Origin of the sequence: Xenorhabdus bakwenae, assembly GCF_030272115.1 — a bacterium.
In the GTDB taxonomy this organism is placed as follows: Bacteria; Pseudomonadota; Gammaproteobacteria; order Enterobacterales; family Enterobacteriaceae; genus Xenorhabdus; species Xenorhabdus bakwenae.
Window position 1 is genome coordinate 2665733 of sequence record NZ_CP119194.1, and the last position, 17631, is coordinate 2683363.

A 17631-nucleotide genomic window follows, 5' to 3' on the forward strand; every position below is an offset into this window, starting at 1 on the left:
GCGCGCTATAAAATATTCACATAGGGCGCGAATTCTACGCAAAAACCACTTGGAAGACAAGTGCAGAATTAGAACAGATGAGAAAAAAACAGAGTTTTTCAATTGTCATTTATTTGAACGGTTTTTCAAGTACAATCGAGATATCTTGATATCTATTGATATGCTAATTAATGAGCACAGCTCTGAATCAGAGTCCAAAGCCAAAACATGAATTTAGAATCGATACTTAAACTCACCGCTGATGATATGGCAGCGGTTAATGAAACCATTCTTAACCAATTAAATTCTGACGTTGCGCTGATTAACCAACTTGGTTACTACATCATCAGCGGGGGTGGCAAACGCATTCGGCCAATGATTGCCGTACTGGCAGGTAAAGCCCTTCATTGCCAGGATGAAAAACATATCAAAGTTGCTGCTTTGATTGAATTTATCCACACGGCAACGCTGCTGCATGATGATGTCGTTGATGAATCTGATATGCGCCGTGGTAAGGCGACAGCCAACGCCATTTATGGCAATGCGGCCAGTGTCCTTGTGGGCGATTTTATCTATACGCGCTCATTTCAAATGATGACCGATCTCGACTCCATGCGCGTATTAAAATTGATGTCTGATGCTACCAATGTCATTGCTGAAGGCGAAGTCATGCAGTTGATGAACTGCAATGATCCTACTATTTCAGAAGATGACTATATGAGGGTCATTTACAGTAAAACCGCTCGCCTGTTTGAAGTCGCTGCGCATTCAGCCGCCATTCTCGCCAACGCCACTCCTGAGCAAGAAATAGCACTACGTGATTATGGCCGTTATCTGGGCACCGCATTTCAATTAATTGATGATCTGTTGGATTATGACTCAGATAACAGCACGCTGGGTAAGAACACAGGGGATGACTTAAACGAAGGCAAACCCACATTGCCTCTTTTGCACGCCATGAACCACGGAACACCGGAGCAATCCGCTTTAATCCGAAGTGCCATTGAGCAAGGTAATGGCCGCCATTTGTTGGATACCGTCCTGACAACGATGAAACAGTGTGGTTCACTTAAATACACCCGCCAGCGGGCAGAAGAAGAAGCTGATAAGGCTATTTCAGCATTGCAGTCACTGGAAAATTCTCCATACAAGGCGGCTCTTGAGGGATTGGCCCATGTCGCTGTACAGCGACTTTCCTAACCTGAATCAAACAGTGCCCCAGATAATTCAATCCAGGGCGCTGTCTTTATTATCACTATCTTGAATACCGACATATTGGACCAGGCTGGCTAGCCCTTTTCTCAAAATAAATTTAACCATTCGCTCTCTTTCGGATTTGCTCAACTGGTAATAAGCTTCTACCCAGATCATAAATGGGTCCTGTCGTTTATTGCGATAGTATTCGACCGAATTTTCACTGACCGTCAGCACATTCACGACTTCTTCGGGCAAACTGTTGACATTATATTCAAGCGCTTTTCCTTGTACGCCCCGCTTACGGCGTTGTTCCCAGCCCTCGCGTCTTGCCATCAGATTGACTCCTTGGGGTGACGATGGCAGCCCTGCGAGGCCGATGAGTTCTTTTGCAGAATACCACTCTTTTTTCATCTCTTTCTCCTCGCTTGATACTGGAGCAGTGACGAGAAAGCCAAATGTTAAGTACCTGGCTTTTCAAAAGCTGTCTCAAGTAGCTATGATTTTTCCCAAAAAACTTCTTATGCCATCTCGTAATATCACTTCGGTAATGACCTCCTTCTCTTCCTCGGTAAGTAAATTAAATGCACTTACCCAAATGGCTAAAGGATCTTGTTTTTGAACCTGATATTCTGCTGGTGTTTCATGGAGTTCTAACGCTTCCAACGTTGTTTGAGGAAAACAAGAGTAATGGTATTCAATCGCCCGCCCCTGGACGCCAGCCCGTTTCTGTTTTAACCACTCTTCACGCTTTGCCCTGGCATTAACTCCTTGTGGTGATCTAGGTAACTCACCTACACCGGTCAGCTCCATTGCCGTATACCACTCTTTTTTCATAACGTTTCTCTATTTTTGTTACCAAGTTCAAAAAAGAAGTTATTAAGAAAAAATTAGAAACATTTTTAGAAAAAATAATGTTATTTTATTTTCTTAATAACAGGTTCGTGTTCGTTATTAATTTCACATTAACGCTTTAGTTATACCACTAATGTGGCGTCTAATTTAATAGAAAAGGATTAAAAAAATGATTTCTACGAAATCGGATTGGCATCCTGCTGATATTATTGCCGCTTTACGTAAACGAGGAACGACATTAGCTGCCGTTTCTCGTGCGGCGGGATTGAGTTCATCAACTTTGGCGAATACACTTTCTCGCCCATGGCCCAAGGGAGAATGGATAATAGCGAATTATTTAGAACTACATCCGTCTGAAATATGGCCAAGCCGCTATTTCGATCCCCATACAGGAGAACTATTGGAAAGAAAAGTAAGAGAGAAAAAGAATAATTAGCTATCAATATAACTATTGAAAGAAAAACCGCTAGTTATTTCTAACTAGCGGTTTTAGTTATTTAATATATTTAACTTAATTCGTATATTAATAAATTATTAATAAATGAATTATTCGTTAATAAATTTTTCGCCCAACTCAATGTCTTTTTTCAAAACATCCAGCATGTTATCCAGTGACTTTTGTTCAAAATCACTCAACTTGCCAATATCTAAATGTTCTTCGATACCCTTTTTACCTAAGCGAACAGGCTGCGCAAAGAAACGGGCATATTTGCCATCACCTTCAACATAGCTGCACTCAACAACATTGCTTTCGCCTTGCAAGCCACGGATCAGCGACAGCCCCAAACGAGCCGCTGCTTGTCCCATAGACAGAGTTGCAGAGCCGCCACCCGCTTTCGCTTCAACAACCTCAGTACCCGCATTCTGGATACGCTTGGTCAATGCTTCAACTTCTTCATCAGTGAAGCTAACACCTGGAATTTGCGACAAAAGAGGCAGGATGGTCACACCAGAGTGCCCACCAATAACAGGAACTTCTATTTCTTCTACTTTCTTGTCTTTCAGTTCAGCAACAAAAGTGTTGGAACGAATGATATCCAGGGTTGTGACACCAAACAGGCGGTTCTTATCGTATACCCCTTCTTTTTTTCAGTACCTCAGCGGCGATGGCAACCGTGGTATTGACGGGGTTGGTAATAATTCCAATTAATGCTTTTGGACACGTTTTAGCAACCTGCTGAACCAGATTACGAATGATTCCCACATTGATATTGAACAAATCGGAACGATCCATACCAGGTTTACGCGCCACACCCGCAGAAATTAATACGACATCTGCACCTGCCAGTGCAGGAGTTGCATCTTCACCAGCAAAACCAGCGACTTTGACTTCCGTTGGGATATGGCTCAGATCGGTTGCCACGCCTGGAGTCACCGGAGCAATGTCATACAAGGAAAGTTCTGAACCTGAAGGAAGCTGGGTCTTGAGTAGAAGGGCAAGTGCCTGACCAATACCACCGGCTGCACCGAGAACTGCAACTTTCATCCTGATACTCCTTAAATTAAGTACTGTAAATACGATCTATTTGTATACACGATGTATTAAAAACACCAATATATTAAAAACACCATGCATTAAAAACAATCTGTTAACAGTCAGATTATCCACTTAATAGCCTGATGATGGAACACCAACGTCGTTTTATTCTAAACAAAATGCTTATCTGTTAATGAGATAATGGACACTTTTTTAAGAATTACTTCAGGCGAGCGCTTCAACAATTAGCTTATTACCTTACTCTTCCCTTTCCTACCAAACAATCCCATTTAATTAACAATACATTTACTACGCTTAATTCACTATTCTCTGTATATTGGTTTTTTCTTCTCTTTCTTGCATAAAAATTCACTCTTTCGCATAATGGCCGCCTGATAACGGATTCAACGATGGTGAAATATGCGTGTTCCTTCGAAACAGGAAGATTTGGTAAAAGCGTTCAAGGCATTATTGAAAGAAGAAAAATTCAGCTCTCAAGGTGAAATTGTTTCGGCACTTCAAGAACAGGGATTTGAAAATATCAACCAATCTAAAGTTTCCAGAATGCTGACGAAATTTGGTGCTGTCCGAACCCGTAATGCAAAGATGGAAATGGTTTATTGCTTACCCGCAGAATTGGGCGTGCCCACTGCCACCAGCCCATTAAAAAATCTGGTATTAGATGTCGATTATAATCACAGCATTGTCGTCATACGTACCAGCCCTGGCGCAGCACAGTTAATTGCCCGCCTGTTAGATTCATTGGGGAAAGCAGAAGGGATCCTTGGCAGCATTGCAGGGGATGACACTATTTTTTCCACTCCAGCGCAGAACTTTACGACAAAACAACTTTACGAAGCCATTCTCCACCTGTTTGAACAGGAACTTTAATTTATTCAGGTCTGCCGTATACCAATCTAATCAAAATATGCGTATGGCAGACCGAAATATAAAAAATCTTAACTAAGATGCGCTGGTTTTTTGCGTCAATGCAGCCAGTAGTTTTTCGTGAATACCGCCAAATCCACCATTACTCATCACCAGAATATGGTCACCGGGCTGTGCCGTTTCTACAATCATTTTCACCAAAGTATCAATATCAGCACTCCAACGAGTGGGTTGAATACACTGTTCAGCAATTTCAACAACCTGCCACGGAATATTGGTAGGTTGATAGAGAAAAACTTCATCAGCACGCCCCAAAGAAGGGGCAATATCATTTTTATTCATGCCCATTTTCATGGTATTCGAACGCGGTTCCAGCACGGCAAGAATACGAGCCATACCGCCCACTTTACTTCTCAACGCCTCCAGTGTGGCCAGGATAGCCGTTGGATGATGGGCAAAATCATCATACACCGAGATGCCATTAACATCGCCGAGTAATTCAAGGCGACGACGGGCATTAATAAATTGGCCGAGTGCCTGACAGGCATCCGCAGGTTGCACCCCCACATGATGGGCTGCCGCAATTGCGATCAAACCATTATGCATATTGTGTTCACCGACTAATGACCACATCACTTCCCCCACCAGCTCCCCCTGATGGAATACCTGATAGTGACTGCTATCCTGACTGGCTTTCTTCGCCTGCCAATGACCGTTTTCCCCTGTCTGTTCCAATTCACTCCAACATCCCATTGAGAGCACTTGCTTCAAATTAATATCATTATCAGGAACAATGATCTTGCCGGTACTCGGCACAACTCTGACGAGATGGTGGAACTGTTTTTGAATCGCGCCCAAATTTTCAAAAATGTCAGCATGATCAAACTCAAGATTATTCATGATCAATGTACGGGGGCTGTAGTGGACAAATTTCGAACGCTTGTCAAAGAAAGCACAGTCATATTCATCCGCCTCAATCACAAAAAATGGGCTTTCACCAATATGTGCTGAAACGTCAAAATTCCCTGGCACACCACCGATAAGGAACCCGGGTTTATAGCCACACTCTTCCAATATCCAGGCCACCATACCCGCCGTCGTTGTTTTACCGTGGGTGCCCGCGACTGCCAATACCCAGCGCTCTGGCAATATATGATCATGCAGCCACTGCGGACCAGAAGTATAAGGAATACCACGATCTAACACAGCTTCTACGCAGGGATTGCCACGTGTCATGGCATTACCAATGATCACCACATCCGGAGCAGGATCGAGCTGGGCCGGATCGTAGTCCCGGATCAACTCAATGCCTTGTTTTTCCAGCAACGTGCTCATTGGGGGATAAACATTAGCATCAGAGCCAGTCACTTCATGCCCCTGTGCGCGGGCGAGGATCGCCAGCCCACCCATGAAAGTACCGCAAATGCCAAGAATATGAATACGCATTTATTTCTACCTGATTCATGAACTGTATCACTATTCTAACTACCAAATCAGAGATTAAAAATGCAATAACCTATGAATCAGCAGATTCTTTAGCTAAACTGCCCGCGTCTAAGTGCGGCACAGAAGTGCGACACATCAGTGAAGCACGCTTCCGAAAACCACAACCAAATTCAAGGCCTTTGTCATGAAAACATTGGGCGAATTCATCGTCGAAAAGCAGCAAGATTTTCCGCATGCTACAGGTGAACTGACTGCACTGCTGTCTGCCATCAAGTTAGGTGCCAAAATTATCCATCGGGATATCAATAAAGCCGGTCTGGTGGATATTTTAGGCTCAAGTGGCGTATCTAATGTGCAGGGTGAAGTTCAGATGAAGCTGGACTTATATGCCAATGAAAAACTCAAGGCAGCACTGAAAGCACGCGGCGAAGTCGCAGGCATTGCTTCTGAAGAGGAAGACGACATCGTTATTTTTGATGGCGACCGGGCAGAAAATGCAAAATATGTTGTTTTGATGGATCCACTGGATGGTTCTTCGAATATTGATGTAAACGTTTCCGTCGGGACTATTTTCTCAATTTACCATCGAATTACCCCGCTCGGTCAGCCTGTAACCGAAGAGGATTTCCTGCAACCAGGTAATCGTCAGGTTGCAGCCGGTTATGTGGTTTATGGTTCATCCACAATGCTGGTTTACACGACAGGCTGTGGTGTCCATACTTTTACTTATGATCCTTCCCTTGGGGTATTTTGTCTGACCCATGAGAAAGTCCAATTTCCGAAAAAGGGCAATATGTACTCGATCAATGAAGGGAACTACATCAAGTTTCCACTGGGTGTGAAAAAATACATCAAATATTGCCAGGAACAAGACGAAGCAACCCAACGTCCATACACTACCCGCTATATCGGTTCTCTGGTTGCTGATTTCCATCGCAATCTGTTAAAAGGCGGGATCTATATCTACCCAAGTACGGCAAGTCATCCAACAGGCAAACTCCGCTTACTTTATGAATGCAACCCAATCGCATTTCTGGCTGAACAAGCCGGTGGTAAAGCCAGCGATGGCGCAAACCGTATTCTGGATATCGTGCCAAATAAGCTACACCAACGCGTACCTTTTTTTGTCGGCACCAAGTCTATGGTAGAAAAAGCCGAAAGTTTTATGGCGGAATTCTCTGATCAATAAACAGTATGATTAAACCATAATATAGGGAGGTGGATTCCCACCTCTTATTCCATTTATTTTCTAAACCTCAGTTTTTCTATTTCAATGACACTCACCTTGCAACCAATTACTCATATATTCCTCTTGATACGCCATCGTCATTCCTGAAAAAACACCGCTTTGCATGAAAGATAAAACCTAATTTCTGTGGAAATAAAGTGATAGCTTTTTGTTATCTACTGATAATAATTTTTCATTACGCATAACAACAAAATTTTTCCTAATGTATGTAGGTATGGGAAAGATTATCTTTTTTATATTAATGAGATAGCTGTACCCAATAAAACTGAAGTTTTAAACATCAAAGGTGTAATGCTAAAGCGCTGGCGCCAGCCCATATTTTATGAGGAATTCATATATGGACTCGTTTATAAATCATAAAGTTTTTCGGCTTTCTATTCTCATGTACTCGCTTTTTTTGCCCTTTACTCCTACGAGTGCACTGTCAGCGGGTGAAAAAGTTCAAGAAAATAGAATAGAAAGAAAAAAGTTCTTACAAAAACCAACAAATGAAAATCACATCAATAAAGTGACAGTAGCGGAAAGAAAGAGGTTCTTACAAAAACCAGCAAATGAAAATAACATCAATAAAGTGACAGTAACAGAAGGAAAGAGGTTCTTACAAAAACCAGCAAATGAAAATCACATCAATAAAGTGACAGTAACAGAAGGAAAGAGGTTCTTACAAAAACCAGCAAATGAAAATCACATCAATAAAGTGACAGTAACAGAAGGAAAGAGGTTCTTACAAAAACCAGTAAATGAAAATCACATCAATAAAGTGACAGTAACAGAAAGAAAGAGGTTCTTACAAAAACCAGCAAATGAAAATAACGCTAATAAAGCGCGGGATAATCAAGAGGCTATTGATCAGAAAGTGGGTGCCATCACACAAGGCATCCATAAGATAGGTGATATCTTATCCTCTTCCCCATCCCAATTAACCGAGCAGGCAAAATCCTACGCGTTGGGGAAAATCAATGGTGCGATAAACACGGAAGCTCAAAAATGGTTGACCCGGTTTGGTACTGGCAGGATTAATTTTTCCATCGATAAAAAAGGGAAACTGGATGCCAGCTCTCTGGATGTGCTAGTCCCTCTCTATGATAACAAAGCAGATTGGCTATTTTTCTCACAGTTAGGTTATCGCCGTCACGACAGCCGTAATACCCTGAATCTCGGCTTTGGTGGACGTTATTTCACGCCTAAATGGATGTATGGTTTAAATACCTTCTTTGACAAAGATTTCACAGGACAACATCAACGGCTGGGTGTTGGAGGCGAAATCTGGACAGATTATGTTAAATTGTCTGCCAACACTTATTGGCGCTTGAGTAAATGGCGTATATCACCCAACGAGCTGGATTATGAAGAACGACCCGCCAACGGCTACGATATCAATGGTGAATTTTTCTTACCCGCTTATCCAAATCTTGGGGGTAAGTTGGGCTATGAACAGTACTTCGGCGATAACGTTGCCCTGTTCAATCGGGAAACCAAACAAAAGAATCCTAACCTTGCCCGAATTGGCCTGAATTATACCCCTATTCCGCTGATGACGATGGGTGTGGATTATAAGTTCGGCAGTGGACACAGCGAAACTCTCTTCCAGGCCAATCTGAATTATCGTTTCGGTATCCCTTTTGGCGATCAAATTTCACCACGTAGTGTTGCTGCTATACGTACACTGGCCGGAAGCCGTTATGAACTCGTAGAAAGAAACAATCATATCGTGTTGGACTACAAGAAAAAACCGGAGTTCAATCTCGCCCTGCCAAATACGTTAAGCGGATACAGTGCCCAGCATGTTCAAATTACCCCTAATATTACGGCTGAACACCGCCTGAAAAAGATATCATGGCAGACTAATGAAGAGTTCCGTAAAAACGGGGGCGCTATCACACCCTATGGCTCGTCTGTTGAACTGGATCTGCCAAAATATTCTGTCAAGGGGATAAATAGCTATACCCTGTCTGCTATTTCTGAAATAACGGGTAGCAATAAGCCCATGACAACCTATATGGATGTGGTTGTTGAACCTTTTGCCATTAAAGAGCAAAGCATCAAGCCAAGTGGTACGGGGCCTGTTATTTCCAATGGCAAACCTGCTTATGATCTGGCAGCAACAATCACCTATGGTAATAAAAATAATCCACCGATTAAAAACCAGGTAATACCAAACGTAAAATGGAGCATTGAACCCGAAAATAAACATGCAATATTGAACTGGGATTCAGCAGGAACGACCAATGATAACGGTCAGTTAACTGCAACGTTGAGCAGTACTCAGCCGCTTGATCCGAAGACAAAGATTTATCTGTCAATGGATGCTCAACCTAAGCTGGAGATAAAAGGCGACAAACCGCTGAATCTCACTCATCTTGGTGATGCTATTCAGGCCAAGGACTTTGTCTTTGACCAGAAAGCGCCTTATGAGGCAACGGAACAAAAGCCGGTCATTGTGACTGCGACAGTATTCGATTTAGATGGCAACCCAATCAATAAAAAAATGGAGATGAACTTACAATGGAGTACAGTGCCTTCTGACCTACCGGGATTATCTGTTACGCCCGCACCTGGCTATGAGAACACCTCTGATGAGGAAGGTAAAATCAAGGCGATTGTGACCAGTACCCAGAGAGTAAAAGGGGCTAAGGTTGGGGTATTGATTAATGAAAAACATCAAAGCTTCTCTGAACCCTTCAATTTTGTCACTCCAGAAAGCCTGAAGTTCGCATTCGATGCAATATCGCAATCCCCGATGAGACCACTCATCGCCAACGGAAAAGATCGCTATACCTATAAAGTGCGGGTCATCGATACAGAAAGCAAACTTCCTCTTAAGAATCAGTCTCTTGGTAAAATTAAAGCGGAGAAGAAGACAGTTATTTCTAATCTACTTAATGTTCCGGACGAAGTTAAGCTTGAGATCCCTGCGAATCCAACCACAGATGCTGAGGGTTATTTGACGCTCTATATGACAAGTCTCGTCGGTATGGATGGTATTTATTTCAAACTATTGCAGGATACACCCTATGAAGATGATGCAAATAGCATACAATCCGAACCGGTAAATTTCGATACTGTTCCAATACCCGTGGGAATTCTGATGGGAACCGAAAACTCACCTAAAACTAAATATATTTCTCAGCAGGGAAGGCCCTATAACGTACATAAAGATCTCATCGTTCAACTGACACAGGATGGAAAAACGAATTTGTTTGATGGCACAAACATTCCCAGACCAAATGGGGGTTCTGCCGGGTTATCGGGATCAGACATCAGATCTTCCAATCCTAATTTAGTGAAAGTAGACAGAAATACAGGGAATATCACATTCCTCCTGGATAACTTCTCTATTGAGCAATGGCCGGTAACAGTGACACTAACCAAAACAGTTTCGGATACTGGAATAACGTCTAGTTATTACTATACTTTCAACCCACGGAGATACATATTGATCCCTGAGCATCCGGATCCTTTGGCTCCAAATTCGAATACTGTTCCCTTAGGCAACTACCCTGAATGTAGTTATCTGAATGGGAATAACAATTCTGGTCTCAATAATCAGCAAGCTGTCGCACCGACTCTGACTGATATGGGAGCAACTCCGCAAACAACTACTCCAACTTCAATTAGTTATGAATATGACAAAGAGCATTTCCCTTATTTCGGATTGAAAGCTCTTCTCAATAACTCAACAGGAGTTAATATATTGAAGACGTATACGCCATCAGATGAAACTATTTATGCCTATGACTACCTTAAAAGGATAATCGAACCGGCAACGATATATCCTCTCAACAAGCCGTCGTTACTTCTTTGCATAATACGCGTGGGTAGTTACGGAGAAGTTTCCCCAAATTAAACTACCATTAATATAAAATAAGCACAGGCTCACTCAGGGTTGAGTCTGTGCTTTTTTTTATTCTGCTTTTCAGCCATCGCCAACAACCGAAAAATCCGAGGAATTCTGGCCTGTTTTGGCTATAATACCCCGCACTCCATTTTGGTTTAAAATTGAAGGAAACCGTTTTATGAGCCTGAATAATGTACCGGCTGGCAAAGAGCTACCTGAAGATATTTATGTCATCATTGAGATCCCCGCAAATGCAGATCCCATCAAATATGAAGTAGACAAAGAGTCTGGTGCCCTGTTTGTAGACCGTTTCATGTCAAGTGCAATGTTCTACCCATGTAACTACGGTTATATCAACAATACCCTGTCTCTTGATGGTGACCCGGTTGACGTATTAGTGCCGACACCCTACCCATTGCAGCCAGGTTCTGTTATCCGCTGTCGTCCGGTTGGTGTCCTGAAAATGACTGACGAATCCGGTGAAGATGCAAAACTAGTGGCTGTTCCTCATACCAAACTGAGCAAAGAATATGATCACATCAAAGATGTGAACGATCTGCCGGAGCTGCTGCGTGCCCAAATCACTCACTTCTTCGAACACTACAAGGATCTGGAAAAAGGCAAGTGGGTTAAAGTTGAGGGCTGGGATAATGTTGAAGCCGCCAAGGCTGAAATCCTGTCTTCTTTCGAACGCGCAGCTAAAAAATAATCCTGACAGGAAATAACAGGTTTTCATTGCCAAAAACCGCTGCCCCAATCAGGGACAGCGGTTTTTGGTTTGTCGTTCGGTTTTCTAATGTTACTTTTCTTCGTAGCGTTTCAGCCAGTCACCGCAGTTTATCCTACACAATCCCTCAACAGACAATTGATAAAGGTAAATCCATGCCTTGCCATACGGTGTTTCAATCAGTTCTCTTTGGTACTCCTGAGCGTTTTTTTTTCAACTCATCCAATTCTGTCAGGATGGATGGCGTAATACGATAGATTTCACACTCGATTGTTCCTTCGCCACGGATAACCGCCGGATAGTGCCCCAGATCATAAATTTCATAACCTGCTAATCGGTGCTCTCCCAACAATTGGGCGTCCGTCATCCAGTGGTGATTGCCTTGTTTTCGCCTCAGGCTACCATAAACAATAACTCGCATCTTTAAAACTCAAACTCATAGAGCAGATCTAAAGCCTGATCAATACCAGATACTGCCTCCAGATACAATCTTGGCATCACACGATAACGTAATGTCAATGTTGCCAAAGAATCAAAAATACCCACACCATACTTCACTTGTAAGTCGTTGGTAATTCTGCCACTGACAACCACCTGGGATTTATCACCCACCCCTTGAGTATCCAGAGCCAAATCAGAGACACCAAAAGTTTCCCCAATCTTACCGACTAATTGACCACTCTGAGCAATCCCTAATCCAATCAGCATAGCCGCCATTTGTGAGTTGTCAGAATCCCCTTTTTCCAACCCCTGACCACGTAACAAATAAGACAAGGCTTCCTGTTGAGATTTTACCGGATCAGAAAAAACGTCTACTTTCGGTTTATCTGCCAATCCGGTAACACGCACACCCGCGATGACTTTGTTGGCTGTCGATTCTGGATTACGGATAGCTTCAATATTCAATAATGGCTGATCGGGCGGGCCAGAGAACATAATGGTTCCCTTACGCACTTGCAAATCCTGCCCATAAGCGTGGAAATTCCCTTCCGGAATATCAATCTGGCCATTCAAGCCTAATCCCTGCTGATCTTGAAGGACTTTCAGATCGCCTTTAAGCTGCGCTTTCAAACCAAATGCACTCAGGCGTACATCATTACCAATATGAACATTTAAGTTACTTTGTATCAAAATTGGTGATTTTTTCTTCTCAATTGGCTGGAGGTGATTATTCAGCATCACTTCATCAGCCGAAACACCTACCGCTGATTCCGGTAACTCCTGAACCGTAATTCGTGCCCACGGGATATTTACATTACCGTCAAGTTTCAACAGGTTTGGTTCTGCCTCCAGCACCAAATTTGGGCTGACATCCACCTTCACCATCGGCGGAACCGTGATACGTAACTGGTCACCATTAGCTGTCACTCTGGCATACCAGGCATTCACGTTGCGCCAGTCAGCATAACCATTCAGGTTTAGTTGCCCTTTGGGCGTTCTAATCATGCCATGCATATCAGAGCTGGCACCGGCAAAATGAACGGCTAACTGGCCTTGGGTGATATCGAATGGCAGCCAATGACTGCTCATTTGCAGGGCGTTCGCGTTAAGTTGACCAAATAGCAGCGGGTTTCTGGCATTACCACCAATACGTAAATTCGCACTTAATCCCCCCCTCCGCTTTTTCACCTTTACCCAAAATCGGTTTAACCAATCCTAAGGAAAGTGCCTGAATATCGACATTCCCCGCTAATTTTCGGCTGCCTTCTAAATCAGCGACCTGCACATCGCCTTTTAACTGCCCGTTGCCCGCCAATTTGAATAACCATGCCAAATTCGCTTTGCCATCTGCCAGCCCTGCATTCAAGGTGAGTGTGTCAAAATTAACCGGTAATGTATTACCTTCCACAACCTGACGAATTTGTACCCCATTCCCTTGAAGCGCCACTTTTACCTGGGGCAACCCCTGCTCTGCTGTCCATCTGATCTCAGCATTACCATTGAATACGCCCTTAAGTTGGGTGCTTTTATCAAGGAATGGTCGGATCATAGCCAGATCAAAGCGTTCAAGTGCCACTTGAGCATGACCGCGCCTTCCCGCCTCAATGGGTTTTGCAATACAAAGTTGTGCATTGGGGTTAAGCCAACAGTGAGTGCCCACGATGGCCTTTTGTTGCAAGTTGAAGTAATCAATGGCTATCGCTTTGCTTAAACGCCATTCACCGACAGGCGTATTAAAATCAGTATGGTTGATACTGCCTTGCCAGTGCTCCTTTTGACGATCAAAGCTGCCATGAAGTGCCAATTGGCCTGATACCGGCGTTCCTTCGATTTTCAGTTGTAAATCGTGCTTCCTTTCTGTGCCTTGTGCGTTGAGCGTCAGGTTCTTGATGGTTAAATCCGCCTGCTGCAATTGCCGCACAACAACCGATAACTGCCCCTGGAGCTGTTCAGCCGAACGTACATTACCTTTGATCGTGGCGCTATCCACCCTTAACTCATTCTGCCAACGCAACCCACGTGCATTCAAATCCGCCATGATTTGGGGGGCTTGCATATTGCCGCGCAGTTTAACTTCACCCGTAATAAAGCCAGCCAGACCCGGCAGTAAGCCCGTTAATTGCGGTGCATTAATTTCACCATCCAGTTTCCACGCCTGATCCGTAAGCTGCCCCTGTATATTCAGCGTATTACGCCCAACGGCAAGATCGAGTTGGGGAATATCCCACTGGCCTGCTGCATTACCCGATGCCTTGCCACGGGCTTTGATGGCATTCTCCTTCACATGACCATCAAGGACAATTTCAGGGATCCGGAGCTGCCAGCTTCCGCCATACAGGCTGCCACGCACGGCCAAGTTACCGTCTAGCCTGGCGGGCCATTCCGGCCACTGTTTGGCCGTATTAATACCCTCCAAAATGAGTTTGGCATTCCAGCTAATGGCTTTACTCCAATCAACCACGCCGACCATATCGGCTTTACCTTGCAAGGCCACCAAACGCAAACGCGTTAACTTCAGTAATTCTTCATTGCCTTTTGCATCCAACATTAACGATGCCGGCGGAAGATCATGGCCCTTAATATCCGAACGGAGAGAAAGATCGTAGTGGCTTGCTTGACCATTCAGGCGCAATTTGACGCCATCAAGTTGATATTCTGGCTTGCCTTGCAGCGGCCATTGCAGTTGCTGGCTTTTCACTGTCAGACGTACAGGCAAGCCGGCTTTTGCCAATTCAGTCTGAGCATCCAAACTGGCGACAACAGGGCCGGAAAGATGCAATGCGAGATCAAGCTGCTGTAATAACGCACCTTTTAGCGTTAAATCAATCTGTTGCCCTGTTAAATCATCCAGATTGATATGATTTAAATTATCGACCTGACCCTTAACCACCAGATTCACTGGCCATTGTTCAGCCAGTTTTGCCGTCCCCTGTATCGCCAGTGAGCCTTCCGGTGCCTGTGCGCTTAACGTTTTTATCTCGACTGCCTGCCCCTGATTACTGGCCTGTAGCCGCAAATCGTTAATCTTGATATCGGTAGCACCGGTTAAATGAAGCTGACTGCCGTGGATGCTTTCCAGCGTGATATCAAGCGGAATGGGAATATGGGGTAACTCTGTTAACAACGGTTGGGCAAACAGCGCTTTCAACGTTTCGCCCAGAGATTTTTCCGGTTTAGCCTGCTGGCTAACTTTTTGTGTTATACCGATTTTTTCAGGTGCACTTTTTGGCAATGCCACTAACAGGTTATTAATTTCCGTCGGTTTTAATATCAGTCGTTTTTCCTGCCACTGAGCTGCCGTTTTAAATTCATCCAACGCAATGGCGATCCCATCTACCTGCACATGAATGTTTTTCAAGGAAAGCAAATCCAGTGAGACAGGATACGGTGTTTGCAATTCAGTCAATGGTGCCGATTCAGTCTCAGGTGCCGATGGAGGAAGTTCAGCGGTATTCACCGAAACAGTAACACCTTCAGTGGTCAAAGCATTGACACACACCTGGCTGTGTTTCAGGCAGGAGAGCCGGATAGAGAGGTGCAAATTATCCGCATTAACGTTAACCCCCGGCATCTGATATTTGACGCCTTTTAACGTTAAATCGCGCCAGGTTCCGCTGACTCCCGCAATATCCAATCCGGGAACCCAACGTGCTGCACTGTTGATCACAAAATGCAAGCCCGTTTGCGTGCCAACCAGCCCGGCAACTGCCACCAATAACAGGCTAACAATCAGCAGGAAAGCAATACTCACCCTTTTTGCCCACTTCATAGTTCAGCCCCTAAACCAATATAAAATTCCACATTATGACTATCTGGATCTCCGATTGGCGTTGCCAAATCAAATTTTATCGGGCCAATCGGTGATGCCCAGCGCACGCCAATTCCCGCACCGGTTTTAAAATTATTCTTTCTGATGTCATCCAGCGCTTCACCGGAATCGACAAACAATGCACTCCACCAATTACCATAAATATTGTATTGATACTCCAGCGAGCCAACCGCCAATTTTGATGCCCCGACTAATTTCCCTGCACTGTCTTTTGGTGAGATTTTCTGGTACTCATAACCCCGAATACTGCGATCCCCCCCGGCAAAGAAGCGCAGATCCGGTGGTACTTTGTTGAATTCATTCGTCTCTATCCAGCCCAAATCTGCCCGTACCACAAAACGGTGATTCTCCCGATAAGTTCTTATCCAGACGTGGTGTGCCTGTAACACCAAAAAATCGACATTGGACTGCCAGGTTGTATCAGAAATATCAATCGAATAACGCTGGCTATCCCCCCAATAAGGCATCGTGCCACCACGCTGGCGAATGCGACTGAGACTGAATCCCGGATAAAGCAGCATGGTAGTATTGGTGACTTTAGCCTGGGTAAAGTGGCTCAGGCTCCAGCGCAGATTAACGCTGTACTGCCAACCCGTAAAACGATCCCAATTACGGGAAAGATTCAACGTTGCCGTATCCGAAATAGTATCGTTAATATCTTTACGTCGATAACCCGTTTGTAACTGATAATATTCTTCCAGTGGGTTGACTTTAAGCGGCATTTTGTAGGATGCGTCAATGATTTGATCGCGGGCAGAAAGGTTAAGGCTGGTACTCAAACTGTGTCCACGCGGATTAAGCCACGGTTTTTTCCATTTAGCCTGAACACGAGGCCCGACATCCGTTCCATAACCGCCTCCCAATTCAACATAGTTGGCAGAACGAGGCACTAAGGACGCATTTAATGGCAATATCTTATCTTTACTCTCACGACCTGTTTTAAAATCGGGCACAACAACCGCAGAATTGAACCATCCGGTATCGACCAAACGACGATTAAATTCGGCTAATTGTTCTGAGGTATAATATTCGCCTGATTTGAAAGGAATAAGGTTATCCAGGTAAGTTTCACGAATTTGCGAACCGTGAAATGCCACTGGCCCAAAACGATAGCGTTGGCCGCTATCGAAATCAAAATCCCAAATAGATTCGTGCAGATCTTTTGCTACCCCCAACTCACTTCTTTTCATTAAGGCATCGAAATAGCCTTTCTTAACTGCCAGATTCGTCAATGAACTTTTAAAATCTTCATATTCACCGTGGTTGAGTATTGTCCCTTCTTTTGGCCTATTTTTTTTGATCAGGGCGGCATAATCTTTATCTGTTTTAGCGCCTCCCTCCAAAGCAACATTCACTTTAGCGACCCTTACCGGTTCACCCAGTGTCACCTTTGCAGTTAAAACAGGACGAGCGGGAGGAATATTCTCTTGATAGGTAAACTCGACAGTGGGAGCATAATATCCCAATGGACGAAGCCCCTGTCGTATCGCTTTCTCCACACGGGCACGAAAACGGCCATCAGGAGCAACTTCATCGGTACTGATATTTGAAAGTTGCACTCTGGCATTTTTTTCTAATTCACCAGAAAGCCCCTCCAGTTTCAATCGTAAATTTGCACTATAAGCTGATGGCGTGACGATAGAGAAAAAAAAGCGCAAATATGAGGGGATATCGTGACACTCGAACTCCTAATATTTATCTATCTGTT

10 protein-coding genes and 3 pseudogenes are annotated in these 17631 nt (G+C 44.0%); 6 read left to right on the forward strand and 7 right to left on the reverse strand.

The features are described from left to right. Window positions 1–207 precede the first annotated feature (207 nt). Complete coding sequence (gene ispB / locus PXH59_RS13435) at window positions 208–1179, forward strand: octaprenyl diphosphate synthase (protein ID WP_285808762.1); 972 nt, start codon at window positions 208–210, stop codon at window positions 1177–1179. A 27-nt stretch (window positions 1180–1206) separates the two neighbouring features. On the opposite strand, the gene PXH59_RS13440 is transcribed toward ispB, so the two are convergent. Beyond that, the gene (locus PXH59_RS13440) at window positions 1207–1587 is read right to left on the reverse strand and encodes a DNA-binding protein (protein ID WP_047766256.1); all 381 of its coding nucleotides are present in this window, start codon (window positions 1585–1587) and stop codon (window positions 1207–1209) included. Between the two features lie 75 nt (window positions 1588–1662). Then, the gene (locus PXH59_RS13445) at window positions 1663–2010 is read right to left on the reverse strand and encodes a DNA-binding protein (protein ID WP_285808764.1); all 348 of its coding nucleotides are present in this window, start codon (window positions 2008–2010) and stop codon (window positions 1663–1665) included. A 187-nt stretch (window positions 2011–2197) separates the two neighbouring features. Between PXH59_RS13445 and PXH59_RS13450 the strand changes: the two genes are divergently transcribed. Beyond that, window positions 2198–2464, forward strand: coding sequence for a helix-turn-helix domain-containing protein (locus PXH59_RS13450; protein ID WP_047766258.1), 267 nt, complete (start codon window positions 2198–2200; stop codon window positions 2462–2464). Between the two features lie 110 nt (window positions 2465–2574). Here the strand turns inward: PXH59_RS13450 and mdh are convergent. Further along, window positions 2575–3514 (reverse strand): annotated as a pseudogene (mdh, locus tag PXH59_RS13455) (malate dehydrogenase). A 411-nt stretch (window positions 3515–3925) separates the two neighbouring features. Here mdh and argR point away from each other — a divergent pair. Beyond that, window positions 3926–4396, forward strand: coding sequence for a transcriptional regulator ArgR (argR, locus tag PXH59_RS13460; protein WP_047766260.1), 471 nt, complete (start codon window positions 3926–3928; stop codon window positions 4394–4396). A gap of 72 nt (window positions 4397–4468) precedes the next feature. On the opposite strand, the gene mpl is transcribed toward argR, so the two are convergent. Continuing rightward, complete coding sequence (gene mpl, locus PXH59_RS13465) at window positions 4469–5839, reverse strand: UDP-N-acetylmuramate:L-alanyl-gamma-D-glutamyl-meso-diaminopimelate ligase (RefSeq protein WP_285808770.1); 1371 nt, start codon at window positions 5837–5839, stop codon at window positions 4469–4471. A gap of 184 nt (window positions 5840–6023) precedes the next feature. On the opposite strand from mpl, the gene fbp reads away from it, so the two are divergent. The 3 genes from fbp (at window position 6024) to ppa (ending at window position 11635) form a co-directional block, all read left to right on the forward strand. Next, a complete protein-coding gene (gene fbp / locus PXH59_RS13470; protein ID WP_285808772.1) occupies window positions 6024–7028 on the forward strand; it encodes a class 1 fructose-bisphosphatase in 1005 nt (334 codons plus the stop codon). A gap of 397 nt (window positions 7029–7425) precedes the next feature. Then, window positions 7426–10935 carry an inverse autotransporter beta domain-containing protein gene (locus tag PXH59_RS13475; protein WP_285808773.1) on the forward strand — a complete coding sequence of 1170 codons (3510 nt, stop codon included), beginning with the start codon at window positions 7426–7428 and terminating at the stop codon, window positions 10933–10935. 169 nt (window positions 10936–11104) lie between these two features. Then, entirely contained in the window at window positions 11105–11635 is a 531-nt protein-coding gene (gene ppa / locus PXH59_RS13480; RefSeq protein WP_285808774.1) for an inorganic diphosphatase, read from the forward strand. 90 nt (window positions 11636–11725) lie between these two features. Here ppa and PXH59_RS13485 read toward each other — a convergent pair. From PXH59_RS13485 to tamA, 3 genes and pseudogenes are all read right to left on the reverse strand, one after another. Beyond that, a pseudogene (locus PXH59_RS13485) lies at window positions 11726–12074 on the reverse strand (gamma-glutamylcyclotransferase family protein). A gap of 2 nt (window positions 12075–12076) precedes the next feature. After that, window positions 12077–15863, reverse strand: a pseudogene (gene tamB / locus PXH59_RS13490) (autotransporter assembly complex protein TamB). Further along, on the reverse strand, window positions 15860–17593 hold the full coding sequence (tamA, locus tag PXH59_RS13495) for an autotransporter assembly complex protein TamA (RefSeq protein WP_285811787.1): 1734 nt from the start codon (window positions 17591–17593) through the stop codon (window positions 15860–15862). Before tamA ends, tamB begins: the two are co-directional and overlap by 4 nt. Between the last annotated feature and the right edge of the window lie 38 nt (window positions 17594–17631).

Coding starts and splice junctions, on each gene's coding strand:
- ispB (WP_285808762.1), top strand. CDS start 208: ATGAATTTAGAATCGATACTTAAACTCACCGCTGATGATATGGCAGCG.
- PXH59_RS13440 (WP_047766256.1), bottom strand. CDS start 1,587: ATGAAAAAAGAGTGGTATTCTGCAAAAGAACTCATCGGCCTCGCAGGG.
- PXH59_RS13445 (WP_285808764.1), bottom strand. CDS start 2,010: ATGAAAAAAGAGTGGTATACGGCAATGGAGCTGACCGGTGTAGGTGAG.
- PXH59_RS13450 (WP_047766258.1), top strand. CDS start 2,198: ATGATTTCTACGAAATCGGATTGGCATCCTGCTGATATTATTGCCGCT.
- argR (WP_047766260.1), top strand. CDS start 3,926: ATGCGTGTTCCTTCGAAACAGGAAGATTTGGTAAAAGCGTTCAAGGCA.
- mpl (WP_285808770.1), bottom strand. CDS start 5,839: ATGCGTATTCATATTCTTGGCATTTGCGGTACTTTCATGGGTGGGCTG.
- fbp (WP_285808772.1), top strand. CDS start 6,024: ATGAAAACATTGGGCGAATTCATCGTCGAAAAGCAGCAAGATTTTCCG.
- PXH59_RS13475 (WP_285808773.1), top strand. CDS start 7,426: ATGGACTCGTTTATAAATCATAAAGTTTTTCGGCTTTCTATTCTCATG.
- ppa (WP_285808774.1), top strand. CDS start 11,105: ATGAGCCTGAATAATGTACCGGCTGGCAAAGAGCTACCTGAAGATATT.